This window comes from Micromonospora chalcea (assembly GCF_002926165.1).
Lineage (GTDB): Bacteria > Actinomycetota > Actinomycetes > Mycobacteriales > Micromonosporaceae > Micromonospora > Micromonospora chalcea.
In genome coordinates this window covers 70,324-91,082 of the sequence record NZ_MAGP01000121.1, presented here as the reverse complement: position 1 = coordinate 91,082, position 20,759 = coordinate 70,324, and the positions used below count along the sequence as shown (strand labels likewise).

At 73.7% G+C, this 20,759-nt stretch carries 15 protein-coding genes and 1 pseudogene; 10 read left to right on the top strand and 6 right to left on the bottom strand.

What is annotated here, in order from left to right:
• The first annotated feature begins 37 nt into the window (after positions 1-37).
• Together BAW75_RS18780 and BAW75_RS18775 are read left to right on the top strand one after the other, a co-directional pair.
• Positions 38-1,276, top strand: coding sequence for an outer membrane protein assembly factor BamB family protein (locus tag BAW75_RS18780; RefSeq protein ID WP_104114434.1), 1,239 nt, complete (start codon positions 38-40; stop codon positions 1,274-1,276).
• Positions 1,273-2,565, top strand: a complete 1,293-nt coding sequence (locus tag BAW75_RS18775; RefSeq protein ID WP_104114398.1) for an outer membrane protein assembly factor BamB family protein — start codon at positions 1,273-1,275, stop codon at positions 2,563-2,565. The genes BAW75_RS18780 and BAW75_RS18775 overlap by 4 nt, the downstream gene beginning before the upstream one ends.
• On the opposite strand, the gene BAW75_RS18770 is transcribed toward BAW75_RS18775, so the two are convergent.
• Positions 2,566-3,756 (bottom strand): peptidase C39 family protein, encoded by a 1,191-nt coding sequence (locus BAW75_RS18770; RefSeq protein WP_244206170.1) that lies wholly within the window; start codon positions 3,754-3,756, stop codon positions 2,566-2,568. It lies immediately after the preceding gene.
• Between the two features lie 163 nt (positions 3,757-3,919).
• On the opposite strand from BAW75_RS18770, the gene BAW75_RS18765 reads away from it, so the two are divergent.
• The 5 genes from BAW75_RS18765 to BAW75_RS18745 all read left to right on the top strand — a co-directional run bounded on the left by BAW75_RS18765 (position 3,920) and on the right by BAW75_RS18745 (position 10,394).
• Positions 3,920-4,573 carry a hypothetical protein gene (locus BAW75_RS18765; protein ID WP_146074855.1) on the top strand — a complete coding sequence of 218 codons (654 nt, stop codon included), beginning with the start codon at positions 3,920-3,922 and terminating at the stop codon, positions 4,571-4,573.
• Positions 4,574-5,181: 608 nt separating this feature from the next.
• On the top strand, positions 5,182-5,847 hold the full coding sequence (locus BAW75_RS18760; RefSeq protein ID WP_043325656.1) for a response regulator transcription factor: 666 nt from the start codon (positions 5,182-5,184) through the stop codon (positions 5,845-5,847).
• Positions 5,848-5,849: 2 nt separating this feature from the next.
• Positions 5,850-7,007: a sensor histidine kinase gene (locus tag BAW75_RS18755; RefSeq protein ID WP_176722869.1), complete on the top strand. Its 1,158-nt coding sequence runs from the start codon at positions 5,850-5,852 to the stop codon at positions 7,005-7,007.
• Positions 7,008-7,212: 205 nt separating this feature from the next.
• Positions 7,213-9,759 (top strand): malectin domain-containing carbohydrate-binding protein, encoded by a 2,547-nt coding sequence (locus BAW75_RS18750; protein ID WP_104114396.1) that lies wholly within the window; start codon positions 7,213-7,215, stop codon positions 9,757-9,759.
• Between the two features lie 248 nt (positions 9,760-10,007).
• Positions 10,008-10,394 carry a VOC family protein gene (locus BAW75_RS18745; protein WP_043325653.1) on the top strand — a complete coding sequence of 129 codons (387 nt, stop codon included), beginning with the start codon at positions 10,008-10,010 and terminating at the stop codon, positions 10,392-10,394.
• Positions 10,395-10,450: 56 nt separating this feature from the next.
• On the opposite strand, the gene BAW75_RS18740 is transcribed toward BAW75_RS18745, so the two are convergent.
• The 4 genes from BAW75_RS18740 to BAW75_RS18725 form a co-directional block, all read right to left on the bottom strand.
• A complete protein-coding gene (locus tag BAW75_RS18740) occupies positions 10,451-11,233 on the bottom strand; it encodes a hypothetical protein (protein ID WP_064447155.1) in 783 nt (260 codons plus the stop codon).
• 183 nt (positions 11,234-11,416) lie between these two features.
• Complete coding sequence (locus BAW75_RS18735; RefSeq protein WP_104114395.1) at positions 11,417-13,480, bottom strand: 3-hydroxyacyl-CoA dehydrogenase NAD-binding domain-containing protein; 2,064 nt, start codon at positions 13,478-13,480, stop codon at positions 11,417-11,419.
• Positions 13,477-14,673: a thiolase family protein gene (locus tag BAW75_RS18730; RefSeq protein ID WP_104114394.1), complete on the bottom strand. Its 1,197-nt coding sequence runs from the start codon at positions 14,671-14,673 to the stop codon at positions 13,477-13,479. The genes BAW75_RS18735 and BAW75_RS18730 overlap by 4 nt, the downstream gene beginning before the upstream one ends.
• 101 nt (positions 14,674-14,774) lie before the next feature.
• Entirely contained in the window at positions 14,775-16,097 is a 1,323-nt protein-coding gene (locus BAW75_RS18725; protein ID WP_104114393.1) for a ribonuclease D, read from the bottom strand.
• A 234-nt stretch (positions 16,098-16,331) separates the two neighbouring features.
• On the opposite strand from BAW75_RS18725, the gene BAW75_RS18720 reads away from it, so the two are divergent.
• Both BAW75_RS18720 and BAW75_RS18715 read left to right on the top strand, forming a co-directional pair.
• On the top strand, positions 16,332-17,963 hold the full coding sequence (locus BAW75_RS18720; protein WP_104114392.1) for a S1C family serine protease: 1,632 nt from the start codon (positions 16,332-16,334) through the stop codon (positions 17,961-17,963).
• Positions 17,964-18,056: 93 nt separating this feature from the next.
• Positions 18,057-18,860: a hypothetical protein gene (locus tag BAW75_RS18715; protein WP_104114391.1), complete on the top strand. Its 804-nt coding sequence runs from the start codon at positions 18,057-18,059 to the stop codon at positions 18,858-18,860.
• Positions 18,861-18,924: 64 nt separating this feature from the next.
• Here the strand turns inward: BAW75_RS18715 and BAW75_RS18710 are convergent.
• A pseudogene (locus BAW75_RS18710) lies at positions 18,925-19,494 on the bottom strand (DUF3000 domain-containing protein).
• 172 nt (positions 19,495-19,666) lie between these two features.
• Between BAW75_RS18710 and hemE the strand changes: the two are divergent.
• Complete coding sequence (hemE, locus tag BAW75_RS18705; protein WP_208635270.1) at positions 19,667-20,758, top strand: uroporphyrinogen decarboxylase; 1,092 nt, start codon at positions 19,667-19,669, stop codon at positions 20,756-20,758.
• Position 20,759: the final 1 nt, after the last annotated feature.

The window sequence follows — 20,759 nt, the reverse complement described above, 5'->3', positions numbered from 1 at the left end:
GGCCGGACGGCGGCCGGGCGCGCGGGAGAGGATGGTCGTGACCGTCATCGATCTGGGGGAGTTGCGTCACGACGCTCCGCCCCCGGCGGCCCCCCGCCCGCCGCGCAGCGTCGGCCGGCCGGCCGGCACCCTGGCGCTCCTGCTGCTGGCGCTGCTCACGCTCACCGCCGCCGCCCAGCCGCCGCGAGGACCGGCGGAGTGGACGCTGCCCGGCGGCCTGGGCTCGGCCGTGTTCGTCTCCGGCGACGTGGTGTACGTGGTGCGGCCGAACCGCGGTGACGGGCGGGAACTCGTCGCCTACCGCGAAGGGCGGGAACTGTGGCGCAGTCCGCTGCCCGGCATCGGCACCGCCGTGTCGGTGTGGGAGCAGGACGGCCGGGTGATGGTGGCCGGCCCGGCCGGCAACGACGAGGACTGGGAGACGGTGACGTACGACGCGGCCACCGGCGCGGACGTCTGGCGCCGGCGCGGCGTCGCGTTCGCGGTCGGCCGGGTGCTGCTGTCGCAGTCCGCCGCGTCCGACCCCCGCCCGTCGATCACCCGGGTCGACCCGGCCGACGGAAGGACGATGTGGACGCTGCCCTCGACGGGCATGCTGGGGTTCGATTACGGCTCCGGGGCGGAACGCATGCTGTTGTGGCCGGCCACCGGGCAGGTGGTGGTCGTGGACGCGCGCACCGGCGCGCGGGTCGCGGCCCGGGACCTGCACCCGGTTCGACCGCCCGGCCCGCGCCACGTGATGACCGTGGCCGGGCTGCTGCTGGAGATCGGCGGCGGGCTCATCGAGGCGTACGACCTGGACACGCTGCGACCGCGCTGGACCGTCGAACAGAAGCTCGTCGACTACGTCGACAGGTGCGGTGCCCTGCTCTGCGCCGTCCGGCCGGGCGCCGGGATGACAGCGCTCGACCCGGCGACCGGCCACGTCCGCTGGAGCGTGGACCGGTGGGCGCGCGTCGTGGCGGCGCGCGACGACCGGCTGCTCGTCGGCGACACCGCGATCGGCGCCGGCGGCCTGGCGGTGCTCGGCCAGGCCGACGGGCGTCTGATCGCCGAGCTGGGCGGCTGGACCCTGGCCCCGCAGCACGGGTCCGGCGGCCCGCTGCTGGCCACCCGGCTGCTGGGCGGCGGCCGGCAGCTCCTGGCCGAGATGGACCTGTCCGGCGGTCCGCCCCCGATCAGGGGAGTGATCACCGGAACCGACTGCACGACCGGCGTGACGCTGCTGGTCTGCCGCAGGCCCGCAGGTGACTACGTGGTGCGGCGGCTGCCGTGAGCCCGGTGATCGAACTGGGCGAGATGCGGCACGGCGAGTCCGCCGACGAGCCGGAACCCGCGCCGCCCCGCCGGCCGCCCGGCCCGGCGGTCCGGGTGGCGCTGCTCGGCGTACTGGTGCTGCTCGTCGTGCACGCTGCCGCCGGGCCGCCGCGCCGGCCCGTGCCGATCCGGATTCCCGCCCCGCAGGGCGCGGCGTTCGTGGTCCGGCCGGACCGGGTGGTGGTGGCCGACGGCCCCGGCGCGACCGGCCGGGGCGGGCGGGTGGTCGCCGCGTACCGGCTGCCCGGCGGGGAACCGGCGTGGCGGTTCGCGCTGACCGACGGCGACCACGTGCTCGGCCTCACCACAGTGGCCGGGGGACTGCTGGTGACGAGCAGTCCGGCCGGGGACGGTGACTCGGTGTCGGCGATGCTCGACCCGGCGACCGGCACGCTGCGCTGGCGGCATCCCGGATACCCGGTCCCGACCGCCTCCGGCGGGCTGCTGCTGGAGAACCCCCGCCCGCCCGGCGCGGGCACCGTACGGGCCGTGGACCCGGCCTCCGGCGCGGTGCGGTGGACGCTGCCCGTACCGGGCCAGGAGGTGGGGTACCGCCGCGACGACCACGGGGTGACACAGCTCGTCCTGGTCACCCCGCAGGGCCGGGTGACCGTGTACGACGCGGACGCGGGCACCGTCGCGCACACCGGCCGGGTGGCGCCCGCGGCCGGCCGTGCCGCCTACCGGTACGCCCAGGTGGTGGCCGATCTGCTGCTGGTCGAGGACGCCCGGGGCTCGGTCACCGGGTACGGGTTGGACCGGCTTGAGGAACGGTGGAGCCTGCCGGTGGGCTCCCGCGCCGGACTCTGGTTCGCCGACTGCGCCGGGATGGTGTGCCTGCGCAACCAGGTGGGCGGCGCGCAGGCCCTCGATCCGGCCACCGGCCGCCCGGCCTGGACCGACGAGCGGTGGCTCGGGATGGGCCCGGTCGGCGACCGGCTGATCGCCGCCGAGCGCGGGGTCGGGGAGGAGCTGGAACTGTCGGTGCTGGACCCGCCGACCGGCCGGGTGCTGGCCCGGCTGGGCCGCTGGCGCGTCTCCGGCAACGACCTCCCGTCCGGGCCGCTGCTCGGGCTGCGCACGCTCACCGAGGACCGGACGCTCGTCGGCGCGCTGGACGTGGCGGCCGGGCAGGTGCGGATCCGGGGGATCCTGCCCGGCGCCTGGTCCGAGTGCGCGGACACGGGTACGCAGCTGGTGTGCCTGCGCCCGACCGGCGGCATGGCGATCTGGCCGGCCGGACGCTGATCACCAGTTGGCCTGCGCCGGTGGCGGCGGCAGGGGCGTCGACTCGGGCCGCAGCACGTACACGATGCCGCCGCTGCCCACCTGCCAGGCATGCTCGAACGGCGCGCGCGGCACGGTGCGGCGGACCCGCTCGTCGTCCGGCGCGTACGGGTCGTTCAGCACCGGATCGCCGTCGGCGGTGAAGCCGGCCAGTACGATGAGGTGCCCCCGGGTGTCGTAGTCCAGCCCCGGCACCTGCGCGGCGGTGAACGCCGCCGAGACGATCAGCGGGATGCCGGCGGCCACGAACAGTTCCGCCTCGGCCAGCGAACGCAGCCGGGTGACGAACGCGTCCACGCCGTGCGTCGCCGCGTACGCGGTGTTGAACGGCCAGTTGCCCGCCCCGGCGTACGCGTGGTCGAAGCAGTGCCGGGCGGCGTGCACGACCCGCGGGCGGGGGCCGGGCGGCGTCACCCAGGCGTACCGGTCCGGGGTGGGGCCGGCGCCCCAGAAGTCGAGCACCATGGACACGCAGGTGGGGCTGCACCAGGAGTCTCCACCGCCGCCCCAGCGGGTCTCCCCGGTGGCGTGCAGCCGCTGCGCGTAGCGCGGCACGTCCAGCACCCGCCCTCGCGCGCCGCCCGCGCCGGCATCGGTTCTTGCGCCGGCTCGTTGTCCGACGCCGGGCGGGTCGGCGGAGGCGACCACGCCGATCGTGCGCAGCGCCGGGCCGTCCGCCGCGTCGAGGCGGCGCAGCAGCGTCACCCGCACCTGCCAGCCGGTCACCGTCGCGCCGGTCACCCGCAGCGTGTCGGCGGCCACCCGCGCCCGGTCGTCCGCCTGCCCGGGTACGGACGCCCGGTGCACCGTGCTGTCGTCGGCGGCCCAGTTGCCCAGCTCGTACCAGCCGGTGGAGGCCGCGTCGCCGGCCCAGCCGCGCAGCTCCACGCGCAGCCAGCAGCCGGCCGGCGTGTGCGCGGTCCAGGAGGGCACCAGCTCGACGGCGGCGAAGCCGAGCGGCGTCACCGGGGAGGTCCAGCTCCCGGCGGCGTACTCGGCGGTGGTCCCGGAGTGCGGATCGGTGTGGGTCAGGCGGCCGGGCGCCCCGTCGAACGCCAGCCCGTCCTGCCCCGCGGTGAGCCCGTCGGCGAGGCCCACGTCCCGGTCCGCCGGGAAACGGAACCGGCGGTACGCGATGTCGCGGCCGGTCATCGGGAGGCCGCCCGGCGTGGGCCCGGCCCCTGGACCGCGTGCTTGTCGATCATTGCCGCTGAGCATCGCGTACCCGAAGGTTTTGTGCAACGGCGGTGAGGGTGTCGGCGGACGTACGCCAGGACCCACCATGTAGACCGACCTCGGAAGATTGGGGGAGCAGATGGTGGTTCGGCAGCGCCCGCGGCGTCGCGTCCTGCCGCCACGGCGCGGGGGATCGCGTCAGCCGCGCGAGCGGGCAAAGCTCACCGACTGGGTGCAGGCGCTGTCCGGCCTGCTAGCGGTCGCGGTCGCGATCCCGGCGCTGATAGTCGCTGGTGTCACCTACAGGGACCAACAGGAAATCAACCGCACGCAGCTGGAAATGGCGCAGCTGGAACGCGACCGGTACGAGAAGAGATACGCCTCCCGGGTCGCCTTCTGGTGGTTGACCTACCCCCGGGACGGGCAATCGGGCCGGCTGAAGGTTCAGAACCGATCGCCTGTCCCCATCTCCGGGATCACCCTCGTTGGTGTCCCGGCAGGCGGCCCGTCGACGCCACCGCAGCAGGCCTATCTCCTCACGACGGACGCACCGCCTTGCGTGGTGCTCACGCTCAGCCTGCCGACCCTGCCCGGAGACGAAGAGTTCTGGCCCTGGCTTCACAAAAGCTTCGGACTGCACTTCACCGACCCGACGAGATCGTGGTTCCTGTGGCCGACCGGACTGCAACGCAGCAGCCGTGAGCTCAGTCTCCCCAGGGTCCGATTCATAGGTACCGCTACTGAGGTGCCTGACACGCGGGAGTCTGCGGGCGACTGTGGCGAGGGCGGGTAGTCGGACCGCTTGAGTGTCGGGCGCGGACAGCCCGTTGCCGGCGTTCGTGTCCATCAGCGCGGTAGTCACCGCGCTCTGACCCGGGCAAGCCATACCCCGACCTGCGCCTATCAGCCGGCCCGCCGGCACTCGTGCTCCGACGCTGCGACGCACGTAGCGCGTCGTTGCGCTGGCCCGCCTGATCGGTTTGGGTTTCCGGTCACCGAAGGTGACTGTGACGCGGGCTCGCCGGGTCTACCCTACGTCGACTTTGCTCTGCAGCCACCGACGCATCCGTGACTGCGGGCAACATATGCGTATCTGGCTGCAGGGCAAAGTCGGCGGAGGGGTCTCGGCTGCCCCAATGGCCGATTCGGCGTTTCCAAAGGTCAGGGCGTTTTAGCTCGGCAGCTGCCTCGGTTGTGGAGGCGAGCGCCAGTAACAGTGCGTGACACGGCGTCATGTCGGTGCTGACCTGACGGACCGTAACGAAGCTCGCCGACGGGAGGGGAGGACTCGGTGGACAGCGCGGGCGGATCAGCCGGACTGCGCCGCTGGGGCGGCTCCTCCGGCGACACGCTTGGCCGGCGGCACTAGGTTGTCAGAGGTCACGAGGCGGGAGGGCCGGGATGCGGGTACTGGTGGTCGAGGACGAGCGCAACCTCGCCGACGCGATCGCGCGCGGGCTGCGCAAGCGCGGGATGGCGGTGGACGTCGCGTACGACGGCGACGCCGGCCACGAGGCGGCGTTCGTCACCCGGTACGACGTGGTGATCCTGGACCGCGACCTGCCGGGTGTGCACGGCGACCAGATCTGCGCCGATCTGGCCGCCTCCGGCGCGCTGACCCGGGTGCTGATGCTCACCGCGAGCGGCACCGTCGCCGACCGGGTGGAGGGGCTGCAGCTCGGCGCCGACGACTACCTGGCCAAGCCGTTCGCGTTCGACGAGCTGGTGGCGCGGGTGCAGGCGCTCGGGCGCCGGGCCACCCCGGCCGCGCCGCCGGTGCTGGAGGTGGCCGACCTGGTGCTGGACCCGGCCCGGCGGGTGGTCACCCGTGGTGGCGTGCCGCTCGACCTCACCAACAAGGAGTTCGGCGTGCTCGCCGAGCTGCTCAAGGCGCGCGGCGCGGTGGTGTCCAGCGAAGAGCTGCTGGAACGGGTCTGGGACGCCAACACCGACCCGTTCACCACGATCGTCCGGGTCACCGTGATGACGCTGCGCAAGAAGCTGGGCGACCCGCCGCTCATCGACACGGTGGTCGGGGCGGGCTACCGGATCGGCCGCACGCAGTGAGCGTGGGCACCCGGCGGGTGCGGCCGACGCTGCGGCTGCGGCTGACCCTGCTCAACGGCGTCCTGCTGGTCGGCGCCGGGGCGATCCTGGTGCTGCTGGCCTGGCTGCTGGTCCGCGACGCGCTGCGCCCCACCGACGAGCTGCTGCCCGGCACCACAGTGGTGCTCACCGACGGCCGCACCCTCGACGCCGGGCAGTGGCAGCGGCAACTGGTCGACGCGGCGTCGCAGGAACTGCTGGTCAAGGGGCTGCTCGCGCTCGTGGCGATCAGCGTCGTCGGGGTGGCCGGGGCGTACCTGGTGGCCGGCCGGGCGCTGCGCCCGCTGCACCAGGTGACAGCCACCGCGCGCCGGCTCGGCGAGGCCACGCTCGACGAGCGGATCGGCTGGTCCGGCGCCGACGACGAGGTGGCCGAGCTGGCGGAGACGTTCGACGCGATGCTGGACCGGATCAGCGGTGCGTTCGAGGCACAGAAACGGTTCGTCGCGAACGCCTCGCACGAGCTGCGGACGCCGCTCGCGGTGATGCGTACCGAAATCGACGTGACGCTCAGCGACGACGACGCCGACCTCGCCGAGTACCGCCGCATGGCCGGGGTGGTGCGGGACGCCTCGGAGCGGGCCAACGGCCTGGTCGACGCGCTGCTGGTGCTGGCCCGCAGCGAGGCCCAGACCGGCCGGCGGCTGGCCCGGCGCGCGGAGTCGGACCTCGCCGTCGGCACCGCCAACGCGCTGTCCGCGGTGTCCCGGGAGGTCGAGCGGATCGGCCTGAAGGTGCACACGTCGCTGCGTCCGGCGCCGGTGGTCGGTGACCCGGGGCTGCTCGACCGGCTGGCCGGCAACCTGGTGGAGAACGCGGTCCGCTACAACCACCTGCACGGGCGGATCTGGGTGCGCACCGGCACCGACGGGCAGCGGTCCTGGCTGGTGGTGGGGAACACCGGCTTCGAGGTCGCCCCCGCCGACGTACCCGGGCTGTTCGAGCCGTTCCGGCGCGGCGGCCAGGAACGCACCGGTGCTCGCGGCTCCGGGCTCGGCCTGTCGATCGTGCGGGCCGTCTGCGACGCGCACGGCGGCACGGTGAAGGCGGTCGCCCAGCCCGGTGGCGGCCTGGAGGTGACCGTCACGCTTCCGTCGGCCGACCCGCCCGCGGCCACCTGACCGCCCATCCCGACCCGTCCGGCCGGTGAGGCGGCCTCACCTTTTCGTGCGGACAGCCTCGGCTGTCCTGGCCGGACCCGGCGGTGGTCGGCCCCCGGCGGCACGGTGGTCGGGCAGAATGCTCGGCTCACGCTGGACGCGGAGCGGTGATCAACGGAGAGTAAGCGCAGCGACGCCTCACCCTGCTCACCCACCGGAGCTGCCCGTGACCCACCTCTCGGCCCCGCGCCGCCGCCGTCTTCTCGCGGTACTCACCGCCGGCGCCCTCACCGTCGTCGGCCTCTCTCCGGCCACGCCCGCGGCCGCCGCCGCGCCCGGCCACGACAAAGTGGTCCACACCGTCCCCTCCACGGCCTCGCCCGACGTCCAGGACGGCTCGGTCGACGCGATCCACGACGCCGGTACGAAGATCATCGCGGGCGGCTCCTTCACCCGTGTGCAGAACCGCAACTCCGACGTCGACATCCCCCGCGACTACCTGCTCGCGTTCGACAAGGCCACCGGCACGGTGGACACCGCGTTCGCGCCCACGCTCGACAACGAGGTGACAGCGGTCACGGGCGGGCCCACGGCGAACACGGTCTTCGTCGCCGGCAAGTTCAACACCGTCAACGGCGTGACCCGGCGCAAGGTGGCCCTGCTAGACGTCAACACCGGGGCGGTCGTCACCAGCTTCGCGCCGCCCGCGTTCAACGGGCTCATCAAGGACATCGCGCTGGTCGGCAACCGGCTGCTGGTCGGCGGCATCTTCACCACGGCCGGCAACCCCAACCCGCGCGGCGGACTGGCGTCGCTCAACGCCACCACCGGCGCCGTGGACAGCTACCTCACCACCACGCTGACCGAGAACCACAACTGGGACGGGGTCAGCGGCGCCAAGGCCGGCGTCGGCGCGGAGAAGCTCGCCGTCTCCCCGGACGGCACGCAGCTCGTCGTCATCGGCAACTTCAAGAAGGCCGACGGGGTGCTGCACGACCAGATCGTCAAGATCGACCTGGGTGCCACCGCCGCCACCGTCGCGGACTGGAACACGGCCCGCTACACGCCGCGCTGCAAGTGGCAGTCCTTCGACTCGTACGTCCGTGACGTCGCGTTCTCCCCGGACAACAGCTACTTCGTGGTGGTCACCACCGGCGCGCCGTACAGCGGAACGCTCTGCGACACCGCGGCCCGCTGGGAGGCCGGCGCGACCGGCTCCGCTCTCCAGCCGACCTGGGTCGACTACAGCGGCGGCGACACGTTCCTGTCCGTCGGCATCAGCGAAGAGGCGGTCTACGTCGGCGGCCACCTCCGCTGGCTCAACAACACCACCGGCACCGACAACGCCCGGGCCGGCGCGGTCGGCCGGGCCAGCATCGCCGCGCTCGACCCGGCCAACGGCCTGCCGCTGTCCTGGAACCCCGGCCGCCACCCGCGCGGCATCGGCGCCTCCGAGATGCTCGTCACGCCGACCGGGCTCTGGGTCGGCGGCGACACGCTGTGGATCGGCAACTTCCAGTACCGCCGGGAGCGGATCGCGTTCTTCCCGCTGGCCGGCGGGACGGCGGTGCACCCCACCACCACGGCCACCCTGCCCGGCAACGTCTACCAGGCGGGCCTGCCGCAGCCGACGAACGTGCTGTACCGGGTGAACGCCGGCGGCTGGTCGATCGCCGCCACCGACGGCGGGCCGGACTGGGCGGCCGACACCAGCTCCAGCCCCAGCCCGTACCACAACACCGGCAGCAGCGTCTCCAGCTACACCACCGCCGCGAGCCTGGACTCGGCGGTGCCGGCCGGCACCCCGGTCGAGCTCTACAACCACGAGCGGTACGACCCGTCCGGCGGCGCGGAGATGACCTGGCAGTTCCCGGTGCCCAACGGCACCGAGGTGCACGTGCGGCTCTACATGGCCAACCGGTACGCGGGCACCGCCAACGCCGGCACGCGGATCTTCGACGTGGCGCTGGAGGGTGCTGTCGTCCTCGACGACCTCGACCTGTCCGCCACCGCCGGGCACAACGTGGGCACCATGCGGGAGTTCACGGTGGTCAGCGACGGCTCGATCGACGTGGAGTTCCGCCACGTGCGGGAGAACCCGCTGGTGAACGCCGTCGAGATCGTCAAGACCGGGCCCCCGCCCGCCCCGGCCAGCTCGCCGGTGCAGGTGCGCTCGTACGACGGGCAGAGCACGGTCGGCGCGCCGGACCCGGTGACCGACCCGGACGGCACCGTCTGGGCGGGCGCGCGCAACGCGTTCTGGGTCGGCGGGACGGTGTTCTACGGCGCCGACGGCGCGCTGTGGCGGCGTACGTTCAACGGCACCACGTTCGGCACGCCGGAACTGGTGGACCCGTACCACGACCCGTACTGGGACAACGTGATCACCAACTCCGGGCCGACCGGGCAGACGTACGTCGGCGCGACCACCGGCTTCTACGCCGAGATCCCGAACGTGACCGGCATGTTCTTCTCCGGCGGGCGGCTCTACTACACGCTCAACGGGCAGAACGGACTGTTCTGGCGCTGGTTCACCCCGGACAGCGGCGTCGTCGGCGCCGACCGGTTCACGGTGTCCGGGGCGAGCGGGTTCGCCGACGCGGGCGCGGTCTTCGTCTCCGGCGGCACGCTGTACAAGGTCAACCGCAACACCGGTGACCTGGCCGCCACCGACTGGGTGAACGGCGTGCCGGCCGCGACGTTCACCGTGCGCAGCGGCCCGGCGGTCGACGGCGTCGACTGGCGCGCGAAGGCGGTGTTCGTCGGCCCGTAAGGAAGGGCACCTTCTTAACGCCTCCGGTAGAGGAAGGGCCCCTTGTTAACACGCAGCTGTTAACAAGGGGCCCTTCCTTGCGGCGGGGCGGGGTTGCCGGCGCCGGAGGGCGGTGGAATGATCAACCGGTCAGCCCGATGAGGTGGAAGGGGGTGTGGTCGATGTCTTTCGTGAACCGTCCCGCGCCCCGCGTTCCCCGCTGACGTTCCCACTCCGCCGGGGCGCGTACCCCACAGGAGGAAGCACCGATGAGTGCACAGTTCCATTGCGTGACAGTCGAATCCGACGACCCGTACACCCTCGCCGGATGGTGGGCCCGGGTGCTCGACCGCCGGCTCGCCGACGACGACCACCCGGACGACCCGGAGGCGGTCCTCGCCGCGCCCGCCGGCGACGGCCCCGACCTGTTGTTCGTCCGGGTGGGCGAGCGGCACGGCAAGGGCGCGTTCCACATCGACCTGCACGCGGCCGAGGGCACCCGCGACGAGGAGGTGGCGCGGCTGCGTGACCTCGGCGCCACGCTGGTGGCCGACCGGCGCCGGCCGGACGGCAGTGGCTGGGTGGTCCTTGCCGACCCCGAGGGCAACGAGTTCTGCGTCTGCCGGAGCCCTGCCGAACGGGCCGAGTCCGCCTGATCCGGAAACGACACCGGGCCCCCGCCGTCGCGGCGGGGGCCCGGTGCGTAGCGGTGTCAGCCCTGCTTCTCGATCTCGCCGCGCATCGTGACGAACTCCTTCTGGAGCTCGGCCGCGGACTTGAAGTAGACGACCACCATGCCGAGGCTGCCCCGGTCGGCCCAGATGCAGACGGCCACCTGCTCACCCGAGGCCTTGCCGTCGGAGCACTTGGCGTCGCCGCCAAGCGGGCCCGGGTCGACCGTCTTGAAGTCCTTGGTGGCCAGGTCCGGCGTGACCGCCGTGGCGGCGTCGTCCAGTTCCTTCTTCGGGTCGGCCATGACGCCGGACACGGCGACGATCATGACCAGGTCTTTCTTCTCCGGGTTGCCGTAGAAGGCGCCGGCCGTGCTCGTCGCGTCCGGCACGTCCTTGCTGAGCGAGGCCTTCATCTGCGTCGCGGCGTTCTGCAGCTGCGGGTCGGTGACCTTCGGCCGGCCGCCGAGCGTCTGCGGCTCGACCACCCGGGTCTTGGTGGCGGTGACCACCTCGCCGACGGTGTCCTTGGTGACGAGCCAGGTGACGATGCCGCCACCGACGCAGAGCACCAGGACCACCGCGAGGACGATCAGCAGGATCTTGCCGACGCCGGACTTCTTCGGCGGGACCGGCGCGCCGAACTGGTTGCCGTACTGGGGCTGCTGCGGGATCTGCGGGTAGTCAGCGCCGTACTGGGGCTGCTGCGGAGCCTGCGGGTAGCCACCGCCGTACTGCGGCTGCTGGGGCGGCTGGAAGCCGCCGGGCTGGTGCTGGGGCGGCGGGTAGTGGCCGGGGTAGGGATTGGACGGCGGCTGGGACATGTAGGCAGCTCCTGTGAGAAAACTGAAGGCGTGATCGTAGCCAGGAGCACCGACATGCCGCTGTCCGTGGAAGGCCGGTGGGACGAAACCGCATCCGACCCGTGACCTGCCCGCGAAACGCCGATCGCGGTGGCCGGGCGTCCGTCTCGGACAGCCCGACCACCGCGATCGATGCGGTATCGGTCAGCGCAGGCTGGCCACGCCGCGCGGCAGGAACCGCTTGCCGGTCACCCGCTCGGAGGTGCCGGTCCGGTCCAGGTACGGCGTCACGCCGCCCAGGTGGAACGGCCAGCCGGCGCCGAGGATCATGCACAGGTCGATGTCCTGCGCCTCGGCGACGACGCCCTCGTCGAGCATGAGCCGGATCTCCTGCGCCAGCGCGTCCAGCGCGTTCTGCCGCACCTGCTCGGCGGTGAGCGGCTCGTCGCCGACCACCAGCAGCTTCGCCACCTCGTCGTTGATCTGGTCGTCGACCACGATCGGCTGGCCCGAGTCGGCGATCCGCTTGAGGTTCTCGCTGACGCCGAACCGGTCCGGGAACGCCTCGTGCAGGGTGCCGCCGACGTGGTACGCCACGGCCGGCCCGACGAGCTGCAGCAGCGCCAGCGGACGCATCGGCAGGCCCAGCGGGTCCAGCGCGCTGTTCGCCACGTCCAGCGGGGTGCCCTGGTCGACGGCCGCGAACACGGTGCCGAGGAAGCGGGTCAGCAGCCGGTTCACCACGAACGCCGGGGCGTCCTTGACCAGCACCGACGACTTCTTGAGCTGCTTGCCGACAGCGAACGCGGTGGCCAGCGTGGCGTCGTCGGTCCGCTCGCCGCGGACGATCTCCAGCAGCGGCAGCACCGCGACCGGGTTGAAGAAGTGGAAGCCGACCACCCGCTCCGGGTGCTCCAGGTCGGCGGCCATCTCGGTGATGGACAGCGAGCTGGTGTTGGTGGCGAGCACCGCCTCCGGCTTGACGATCTTCTCCAGCTCGGCCCAGACCTGCTTCTTGACGCCCAGGTCCTCGAACACGGCTTCGATGACGAAGTCGGCGTCGGCGAAGACGGACTTGTCGACCGAGCCGCTGACCAGGCCGTACAGCTTGGCCGCGGTGCCCTTGTCCATCCGGCCCTTGCTGACGGCCTTCTCGATCTGGGTGTGCACATAGCCGACACCCTTGTCCACCCGCGACTGGTCCAGGTCGGTCATCACGACCGGCACCTGCAGCCGCCGGGCGAACAGCAGCGCGAGCTGGCTGGCCATCAGGCCGGCGCCGACGATGCCGACCTTGGTGACCGGGCGGGCCAGGCCCTTGTCCGGCGCGCCGGCCGGGCGCTTGGCCCGCCGCTGCACCAGGTCGAAGGCGTACAGGCCGCTGCGCAGCTCCTCGGAGAAGACCAGGTCCGCGAGGGCCTCGTCCTCCGCCGCGGTGCCGGTGGCGAAGTCGGCGTCCTTCGCCGTCTCCAGCAGGTCCAGCGCCTTGTACGCGGACGGGACCGCGCCGTGCAGGCGCTGGTCGAGGGTCTGCCGGGCGAAGTAGAGCACGCCCGCCCACATGTCCTTGTCGACCTCGGGGCGGGTCACGGCGACCTCGCCCCGGACCACGCCGGCGGCCCACTCCAGCGACCGCTCCAGGAAGTCGGCCGGCTCCAGCAGCACGTCCGCGATGCCCATCTCGGCCGCCTGCTTCGGCTTGAGCATCTTGTTCTGCATCAGCGGGTTCTGAATGATCACCTGGGTGGCGGCCGGGATGCCGATCAGGTTCGGCAGCAGCTGCGTACCGCCCCAGCCGGGGATCAGGCCGAGCGAGACCTCGGGCAGCGCCAGCGCCGCCGCGCCCGCCGACAGCGTCCGGTAGTGGCAGTGCAGCGCCAGCTCCAGGCCGCCGCCCATCGCCGCGCCGTTGACGAACGCGAAGGTGGGGACGGCGCTGTCCTTGAGCCGGGCGAAGACGCGGTGGCCGAGCCGGCCGATCTCCAGCGCCTGCTCGCGGTTCTCCAGCGCGGGCAGGCTGGTGATGTCCGCGCCCACGCAGAAGATGTACGGCTTGCCGGTGACCGCGATGAACGCCGGCTCCGCCGCCAGCGCGGCGGTGATCGCCTCGTCCAGGCTGGTCAGACCGGCCGGGCCGAAGGTGTTCGGCTTGGTGTGGTCGAAGCCGTTGTCCAGCGTGATGAGGGCGGCGGGCCGGTCCAGCCCGGGTACGGCCACCTGGCGCAGCAGCGCCTTGGTGACGACCTCGTTCGGTGCGGCGAGGCTCACTTGTCTCCACCCTCCCAGTGCGGGTTCTCCCAGATCACGGTGCCGCCCATGCCGATGCCGATGCACATGGCGGTGAGGCCGTAGCGGACCTCGGGGTGCTCGGCGAACTGGCGGGCGAGCTGGGTCATCAGCCGGACGCCGGAGGACGCGAGCGGGTGACCGATGGCGATCGCGCCGCCCCACTGGTTGACCCGCGGGTCGTCGTCGGCGATGCCGAAGTGGTCGAGGAAGGCGAGCACCTGCACCGCGAACGCCTCGTTCAGCTCGAACAGGCCGATGTCGTCGATGCTGAGGCCGGCGATGCGCAGCGCCTTCTCGGTCGACGGGATCGGGCCGACGCCCATCACCTCGGGCTCGACGCCGACGAAGCCGAACGACACCAGGCGCATGCCGACCGGCAGGCCCAGCTCACGAGCGGTCTCCTCGGCCACCAGCAGCGCGGCGGTAGCGCCGTCGTTCAGGCCGGCCGCGTTACCCGCGGTGACCTTCCCGTGTGGCCGGAACGGGGTCTTCAGCCCGGCCAGCTTCTCCATCGAGGTGTCGCGGGGCGCCTCGTCCACTGTGGCCAGGCCCCAGCCCGCCTCCGGGTCGCGCACCGCCACCGGCACCAGGTCGCCCTGGAGCTTGCCGTTGGCGTACGCCTTGGCGGTCTTCTGCTGCGACGCCAGCGCGAACGCGTCGGTGCGCTCCTTGGTGATGTGCGGGACCCGGTCGTGCAGGTTCTCCGCGGTGGAGCCCATCACCAGGGCGGACGGGTCGACGAGCTTCTCCGCGACGATGCGCGGGTTGGGGTCGACGCCCTCACCCATCGGGTGGCGGCCCATGTGCTCGACGCCGCCGGCGATCGCGACGTCGTACGCGCCCATGGCGATGCCGCTGGCCACGGTGGTGACGGCGGTCATCGCGCCGGCGCACATCCGGTCGATGGCGAAGCCCGGCACGGTCTTGGGCAGGCCGGCCAGCAGGGCGGCGGTACGGCCGATGGTCAGGCCCTGGTCACCGATCTGGGTGGTGGCGGCGATCGCCACCTCCTCCACCTTCTCCGGCGGCAGTTGCGGGTTGCGGCGCATCAGCTCGCGGATGCAGCGGATCACCAGATCGTCGGCGCGGGTGTTGGCGTACATCCCACCCGCCTTGCCGAACGGGGTACGGACGCCGTCGACGAAGACGACATCCCGGACTTCACGGGGCACTTGGAGCCTCCCTCGGCACGGGCATTTCCCCGGATGCTACTCGCCAGTAACCAAACGCGGCACCACCCCCCGCGTGGCCCACCTCACACCTGCCACCGACGTTACTGCTGGGGGGTGCGCAGCGCCTCGGTAAGAGCGGGCAGCAGCAGCCCGATCTGCCACTCCCGAGCGCCGAAGGCGCGCAGCGCCTCCGCGACGGTGTCGTCGGTGATCTCCTCCGGCGGCTGCCACGCCAGCCGGCGGATCGAGTCCGGCGCGATCAGGTTCTCCGCCGGCAGCCGGTGCGCCGCGGCGGTGCCGACCACCACCTCCCGGGCCCGGGCCAGCCGCCCGGCCGCCACCGGGTCACGCTCGGCCCAACGGTGCGGCGGAGGCGGCCCTTCCACCGTCGGGCTCACCGGCAGCGCGTCGTCCGGCAACTGACGCGCGTCGTCGAGCGCCGCCAGCCAGGTACGTGCCAGCCGGCGCACCGAGCGCCCACCGAAACCGGGGAGCGTGAGCAGCGTCTTCTCGTCCTTCGGGTCCAGCTCGGCGGCGGCCACGATGGCCGAGTCGGGCAGCACCCGGCCCGGCGCGGCATCCCGGCGGGCGGCGATCTGGTCCCGCGCGTACCAGAGGGACCGCACCCGGGCCTGGGCGCGCGCGCCGCGTACCCGGTGGATGCCGGACGTGCGCCGCCACGGCTCGGCGCGCACGCGCGGCGGACGGGCGCCGTTGCGCACCAGCGCGTCGAACTCCTCCGCCGCCCAGCCGGACTTGCCCTGCCGCCCCAGCTCCTCGTCCAGCGCGTCGCGCAGGTCCACCAGCAGCTCGACGTCCAGCGCCGCGTACGTCAGCCAGGACTCCGGCAGCGGCCGGCTGGACCAGTCCGCGGCGGAGTGGTGCTTCTCCAGGCTGAACCCGAGCAGCTGTTCGGTCAGCGCGGCCAGGCCGACCCGCTCGAATCCCGCCAGCCGGGCGGCCAGTTCGGTGTCGAACAGCCGGCGCGGGCGCAGACCCAGCTCGGCCAGGCAGGCGAGGTCCTGGCTGGCCGCGTGCAGCACCCACTCGGTCTCGGCGATCGCCTCGTCGAGGGCGGACAGGTCGGGCAGCGGCAGCGGGTCGATGAGCGCGGTGCCGGCGCCGACGCGGCGCAACTGCACCAGGTAGGCGCGCTGGCTGTAGCGGTAGCCGGAGGCGCGTTCGGCGTCCAGGGCCACCGGGCCGGTGCCGCCCGCGAAACGGGCCACGACCTCGTTCAACTCGGCCGGTGTGGCCACCGGGGCGGGCGTGCCGTCGCGCGGCGCGGTCAGGGGGACGGCCGCGCCCGGCTCGGTCTCGGTCCCCGCGTCCGCCGGCTCCGGCAGGGCCGACGTCGGATCGGCGGAGACCTCTCCCGTACGGCTTTCGGCGGCCCGACGGCGCAGGGGTGGTTCGTCGGTCACCTGACAACCCTAGTAGGCCGGACGATCCGGTGTGCGCAGCCGGTCCGGCGCGTGTCGGCGCGGTGTCCGTCAGGTGTCCGGAACGAACCGGGTTGCGGGGCCGTGAGAGGGTCGGACAGCGGGGGAGACAAAGCCCGTTTCCGCCGGTACGGTCCATCGAGCCGCGAGCGGCGCACAGGGCCGGACGACAGCGGTCGGGGGCGTCGGCGAAGCCGACGGGGAGGACGGTCGAGCATGACAGGCGGGTACGGAACCGGCGACGGCGTGCCGGGGCAGGGCGGTGACCCGACGGCCGATCGGCCGGGCCCGCTGCCGCCACGCTTCGACCCGCCCGGCGGTCCGGCTCCGCTGTCCGGGCCGACTGTGCCCGGGTCGGCAGCGGGCGGTAGCGGTGCGTCGTGGAGCGGCGCCGGCACCGGAGGCCACGCGGCGCCGGGCACGGGCTACCCGGCCCCCTCGCCGGGCGCGAGCTACCCGACCACGTCGCCGGGCGCGAGCTACCCGGGATCGTCCGGGGGGAGCTACCCGGCGTCCTCGGGCACGAGCTACCCCGCCCCGTCTTCGGGCGCGGGCTATCCGGCGCGGGCCGCCGCGCCGCCGTCCGCCGGTTACCCGGGCCGCGCCGACGCGGCCGGGGCGTCGCCGTCGGCCGCCTACTCAGCGTCGTCGGGTCTCGCGACCCCGCCCGCGCCGTCCCAGCCGTCGTTCGGCGCCGCGCCGTCCCAGCCGGGCCCGTCGTCGTTCGGCGGCGCGCCGGCCCAGCCGGGTCAGTCCTCCTACGGCACGCCGTCGGCCCAGCCGGGGCAGTCCTCCTACGGCTCGGCACCGGCCCAGTCCGCCCCGGCCTACCCGGGCCAGGCGCCCGCCGGTTCACAGTCGTTCCCGGGCCAGGCCTCGTCGCCGTACGCGGACCGGCACTCCGGCGCCCCGTCCGGCTCCGGCTCGTCCTACCCGGGCCGGCCGGTCTCCGCGCCCGCCTATCCGGGCCAGCCGGTGTCCGCGCCGTCCTACCCCGCCCAGCCGGCGGCGTACCCGGGTCAGCAGGTCTCCGGCTTCGGCGCGCCGCTCGGCCCGCCGGAGCGCGCCCCCCGGCGCAGCCGGCTCGCGGTGGTGGCGCTGGCCCTGGCCGCCGTGCTGGCGGTGGTCAGCGGCGTGCAGGCGTACCAGATCTACCGGCTCGACGACCGGCTCGCCGCCGCCGACAAGCGGATGGCCGAGGGGCAGGGCGCGGACGCCAGCCGGCTCGACGGCCTGGAGCAGCGCGCCGGCAGCCTGGAGAAGCAGGCCGGAGCCGCCTTCAACCCGGAGGCGGTGGCCAGCGCGGTGCTGCCGAGCGTGTTCCGGGTGCGGGCCGGGCAGTTCACCGGTACGGCGTTCGCCGTCGGCAAGGCCCCGTCCGGCGGCGGCACCACGCTGCTGACGAACTTCCACGTGGTCGAGTCGGTCTTCACCGCCGGTGAGCGCAAGGTGTTCCTGGAGCGCAAGGACCAGCGGTTCGAGGCGACGATCATCGCCACCGACAAGGACAAGGACCTGGCGCAGTTGCGCACCACCGCCAAGTTCGCCGGTCTGGTCGCGGCCAGTGATCCGGTGCGGCCCGGCCAGCAGATCATCGTGGTCGGCGCGCCGCTCGGGTTGCAGGACAGCGTCACCACGGGCGTGGTCAGCGCGTTCCGCGAAGACGAGCGCGGCGGCGGCCCGGTGATCCAGTTCGACGCGCCGATCAACCCCGGTAACTCCGGCGGCCCGGTGATCAACGGCGCCAAGGAGGTCGTCGGCATCGCCACGGCCAAGGCCCGCAACGCCGAGGGCATCGGGTTGGCGGTGCCGATCAAGACCGCCTGCGACCGGTTCCGCCTCTGCTGACCGGTCGCCCACGCCGGTGTGGGGCGACCGCAGCGCATCGACCCCGGCCCATCGGGCCACCCCGCGGGGGACCAGCTCATCTGGAGGAACGACATGTCCTACCCACCGGCCGGGGGCGACAACCCGCCCCCGGCGCCGGGGGGCACGGTCTACGGCAACGTGTACGGCAGCCGGCCCGCGCCCCAGCAGCACGACCCGAACCAGCCCGCCCCGACCCTGCACCAGCCCACCGCGCCCGACGGCGCACCCGGGTACGGCGGATACCAGCCCGCCGCGCCCGGCCAGCCGGGCTACGCGCCGGGCGCCGCTCCGGTGCCCCCGCCGATGTCGGCGCCGCCGGTCTCCGTACCGCCGGTCTCCGGCCCCGGCTACCCGCAGCCGCTGTCGGCCCCGCCGCTGTCCGCCCCGCCGGTGTCCGGCCCCGGCTACGGCCCGCCGCCGATGTCCGGGCCGCCCGGCCCCTACGGACCGGCCGGCGGCGCGCCCGCCGGCGGCGGCCGGAAGTGGGCCCCGCTGGTCCTCGGCCTCGTCGCCGCGTTGCTGTTCGTCTTCGGCGGCGTGATGACCTTCCTGTACGTCTCCACGAACGGCGAGCTGGACAAGTCCCAGCGGCTGGTCAGCCAGCGCGACGGCACCATCTCGGCGAACCAGCAGGAGATCGAGAAGCTCAAGGGTGAGCTGAAGACGGTGCAGGAGCGGCTGTCGGACACCCAGCAGGACCTGACCGGCACCAAGAACGACCGGGACGAGCAGGCCCGGCAGAAGAAGGTCATCGCGAGCTGCCTGGACAAGCTGACCACCGCCATCGCCGCCGCGTCGCGTGGCGACCGGGCTGCCTTCGAGGCGGCGAACAAGGGTCTGGACAAGGTCTGCGACGAGGCCGAGAACTATCTCTGACCTGTGCTCGCCCGAGGCCGCCCCGGTTCGCCGGGGCGGCCTTCGCGTATCCGGCCGGGTGCGGTCAGGCGGCGCCGGCGGAACGCCGGGGCAGCGCGGTGACGCCGGGCGGCGGCAGGCCGGCCGTGGAGGCCAGCAGCGTGCACCAGCCGAGCAGGTGCGGACCCAGGTCGGCGCGCAGCGGCGTCCAGGAGGCGCGGATCTCGATGTCACCGGCGGCGGGCGGCCCGGCCAGCTCGCCGAACCGGGTGGAGAGCGTCTGGGTGACGGTGCCGCCGATCGCCCGGTGCCCGGCGCCCTGCGCGTCCAGCGCGTCGGTCAGCTAGGTCCAGCCGACGCCCGGCAGCAGCGGGTCGCTGGCCAGGTCGACCTCAAGCTCGGCGGTGACGTACGTGACCAGCCGCAACGTGCCCTGCCACGCCTCGTGCCCGGCCGGGTCGTGCAGCAGGATCAGCCGGCCGGTGGCCACCTCGTCGTCGTCGCGCATCACGGCGGCGGAGAGCGCGAACGCGAACGGGGCCAGCCGCTGGGGCGCGCCGACCTCCTCCAGGATGATCTCCGGGCGGGGTGTCGCCGACCGCAGCCCCGCGACCGCGCGAGCGAACGTTTCCGGGAGCGCGATCGGGGGGGCCATGCGGGCAGCCTATGCGCGCCCACCGTACGGCGCGCGACGGCGCGCCGGGTGATCGACGGTTAAGAAGGGGCCCTTCCTCTACCGGAGGCGTTAAGCGGGGGCCCTTCCTTCTACGTCACAAATGCGGACGGTGAGCGCGGGCGCCTGCCGGGGGCGTGGCACGATTGCCGCGATGACCACCGACACCACGGGCACTGCCGCCCGAGACGGAGAACCCCGCCGCGGCGGGCCGGCCGACTCGCCCTTCGTGCGCGCCTGCCGGCGCGAGCCGGGCCCGCACACGCCGGTCTGGTTCATGCGCCAGGCCGGCCGGTCGCTGCCGGAGTACCGCGAGATCCGGGCGAACGTGCCGATGCTGGAGTCCTGCCGCCGGCCGGACCTGGTCACCGAGATCACGCTCCAGCCGGTGCGCCGGCACGGCGTGGACGCGGCGATCCTGTTCAGCGACATCGTGGTGCCGGTCGCCGCGGCCGGCATCGACCTGGACATCGTGCCCGGCACCGGCCCGGTGGTGGCCGAGCCGATCCGTACCGCCGCCGACGTCGAGCGGATCTCCCCGATCGGCCGCGACGAGGTGTCGTACGTGGACGAGGCGGTCCGCCAGCTCGTCGTCGAGCTGGCCGACACCCCGCTGATCGGCTTCGCCGGCGCCCCGTTCACGCTCGCCAGCTACCTGGTCGAGGGCGGGCCGTCGCGTACCCACGCCAAGACCAAGGCGCTGATGTACGGCGACCCGGACCTGTGGCACGCGCTGTGCGCCCGGCTGGCCGAGGTGACGCTGGCGTTCCTCCAGGTGCAGATCGACGCCGGGGTCTCCGCGGTGCAGCTGTTCGACTCGTGGGCCGGCGCGCTCTCCGAGGCCGACTACCGCCGCTTCGTGCTGCCGCACTCGACGTACGTGCTGGGCGGGCTCGCTGACTCCGGCGTGCCGCGGATCCACTTCGGGGTGGGCACCGGCGAGCTGCTCGGCGCGATGGGCGAGGCCGGCGCCGACGTGGTGGGCGTGGACTGGCGTACGCCGCTGGACGTCGCCACCGGCCGGATCGGGCCGGACAAGGCGGTGCAGGGCAACCTCGACCCGACCGTGCTGCTCGCGCCCTGGCCGGTGGTGGAGACCGAGGTGCGGCGCATCGTCGAGCAGGGCCGGGCCGCTCCCGGCCACGTGTTCAACCTCGGCCACGGCGTCCTGCCGGAGACCGACCCCGAGGTGCTGACCCGGGTGGTCGCGCTGGTGCACGAGCTGACCGCGCGACCGGAGCGCTAGG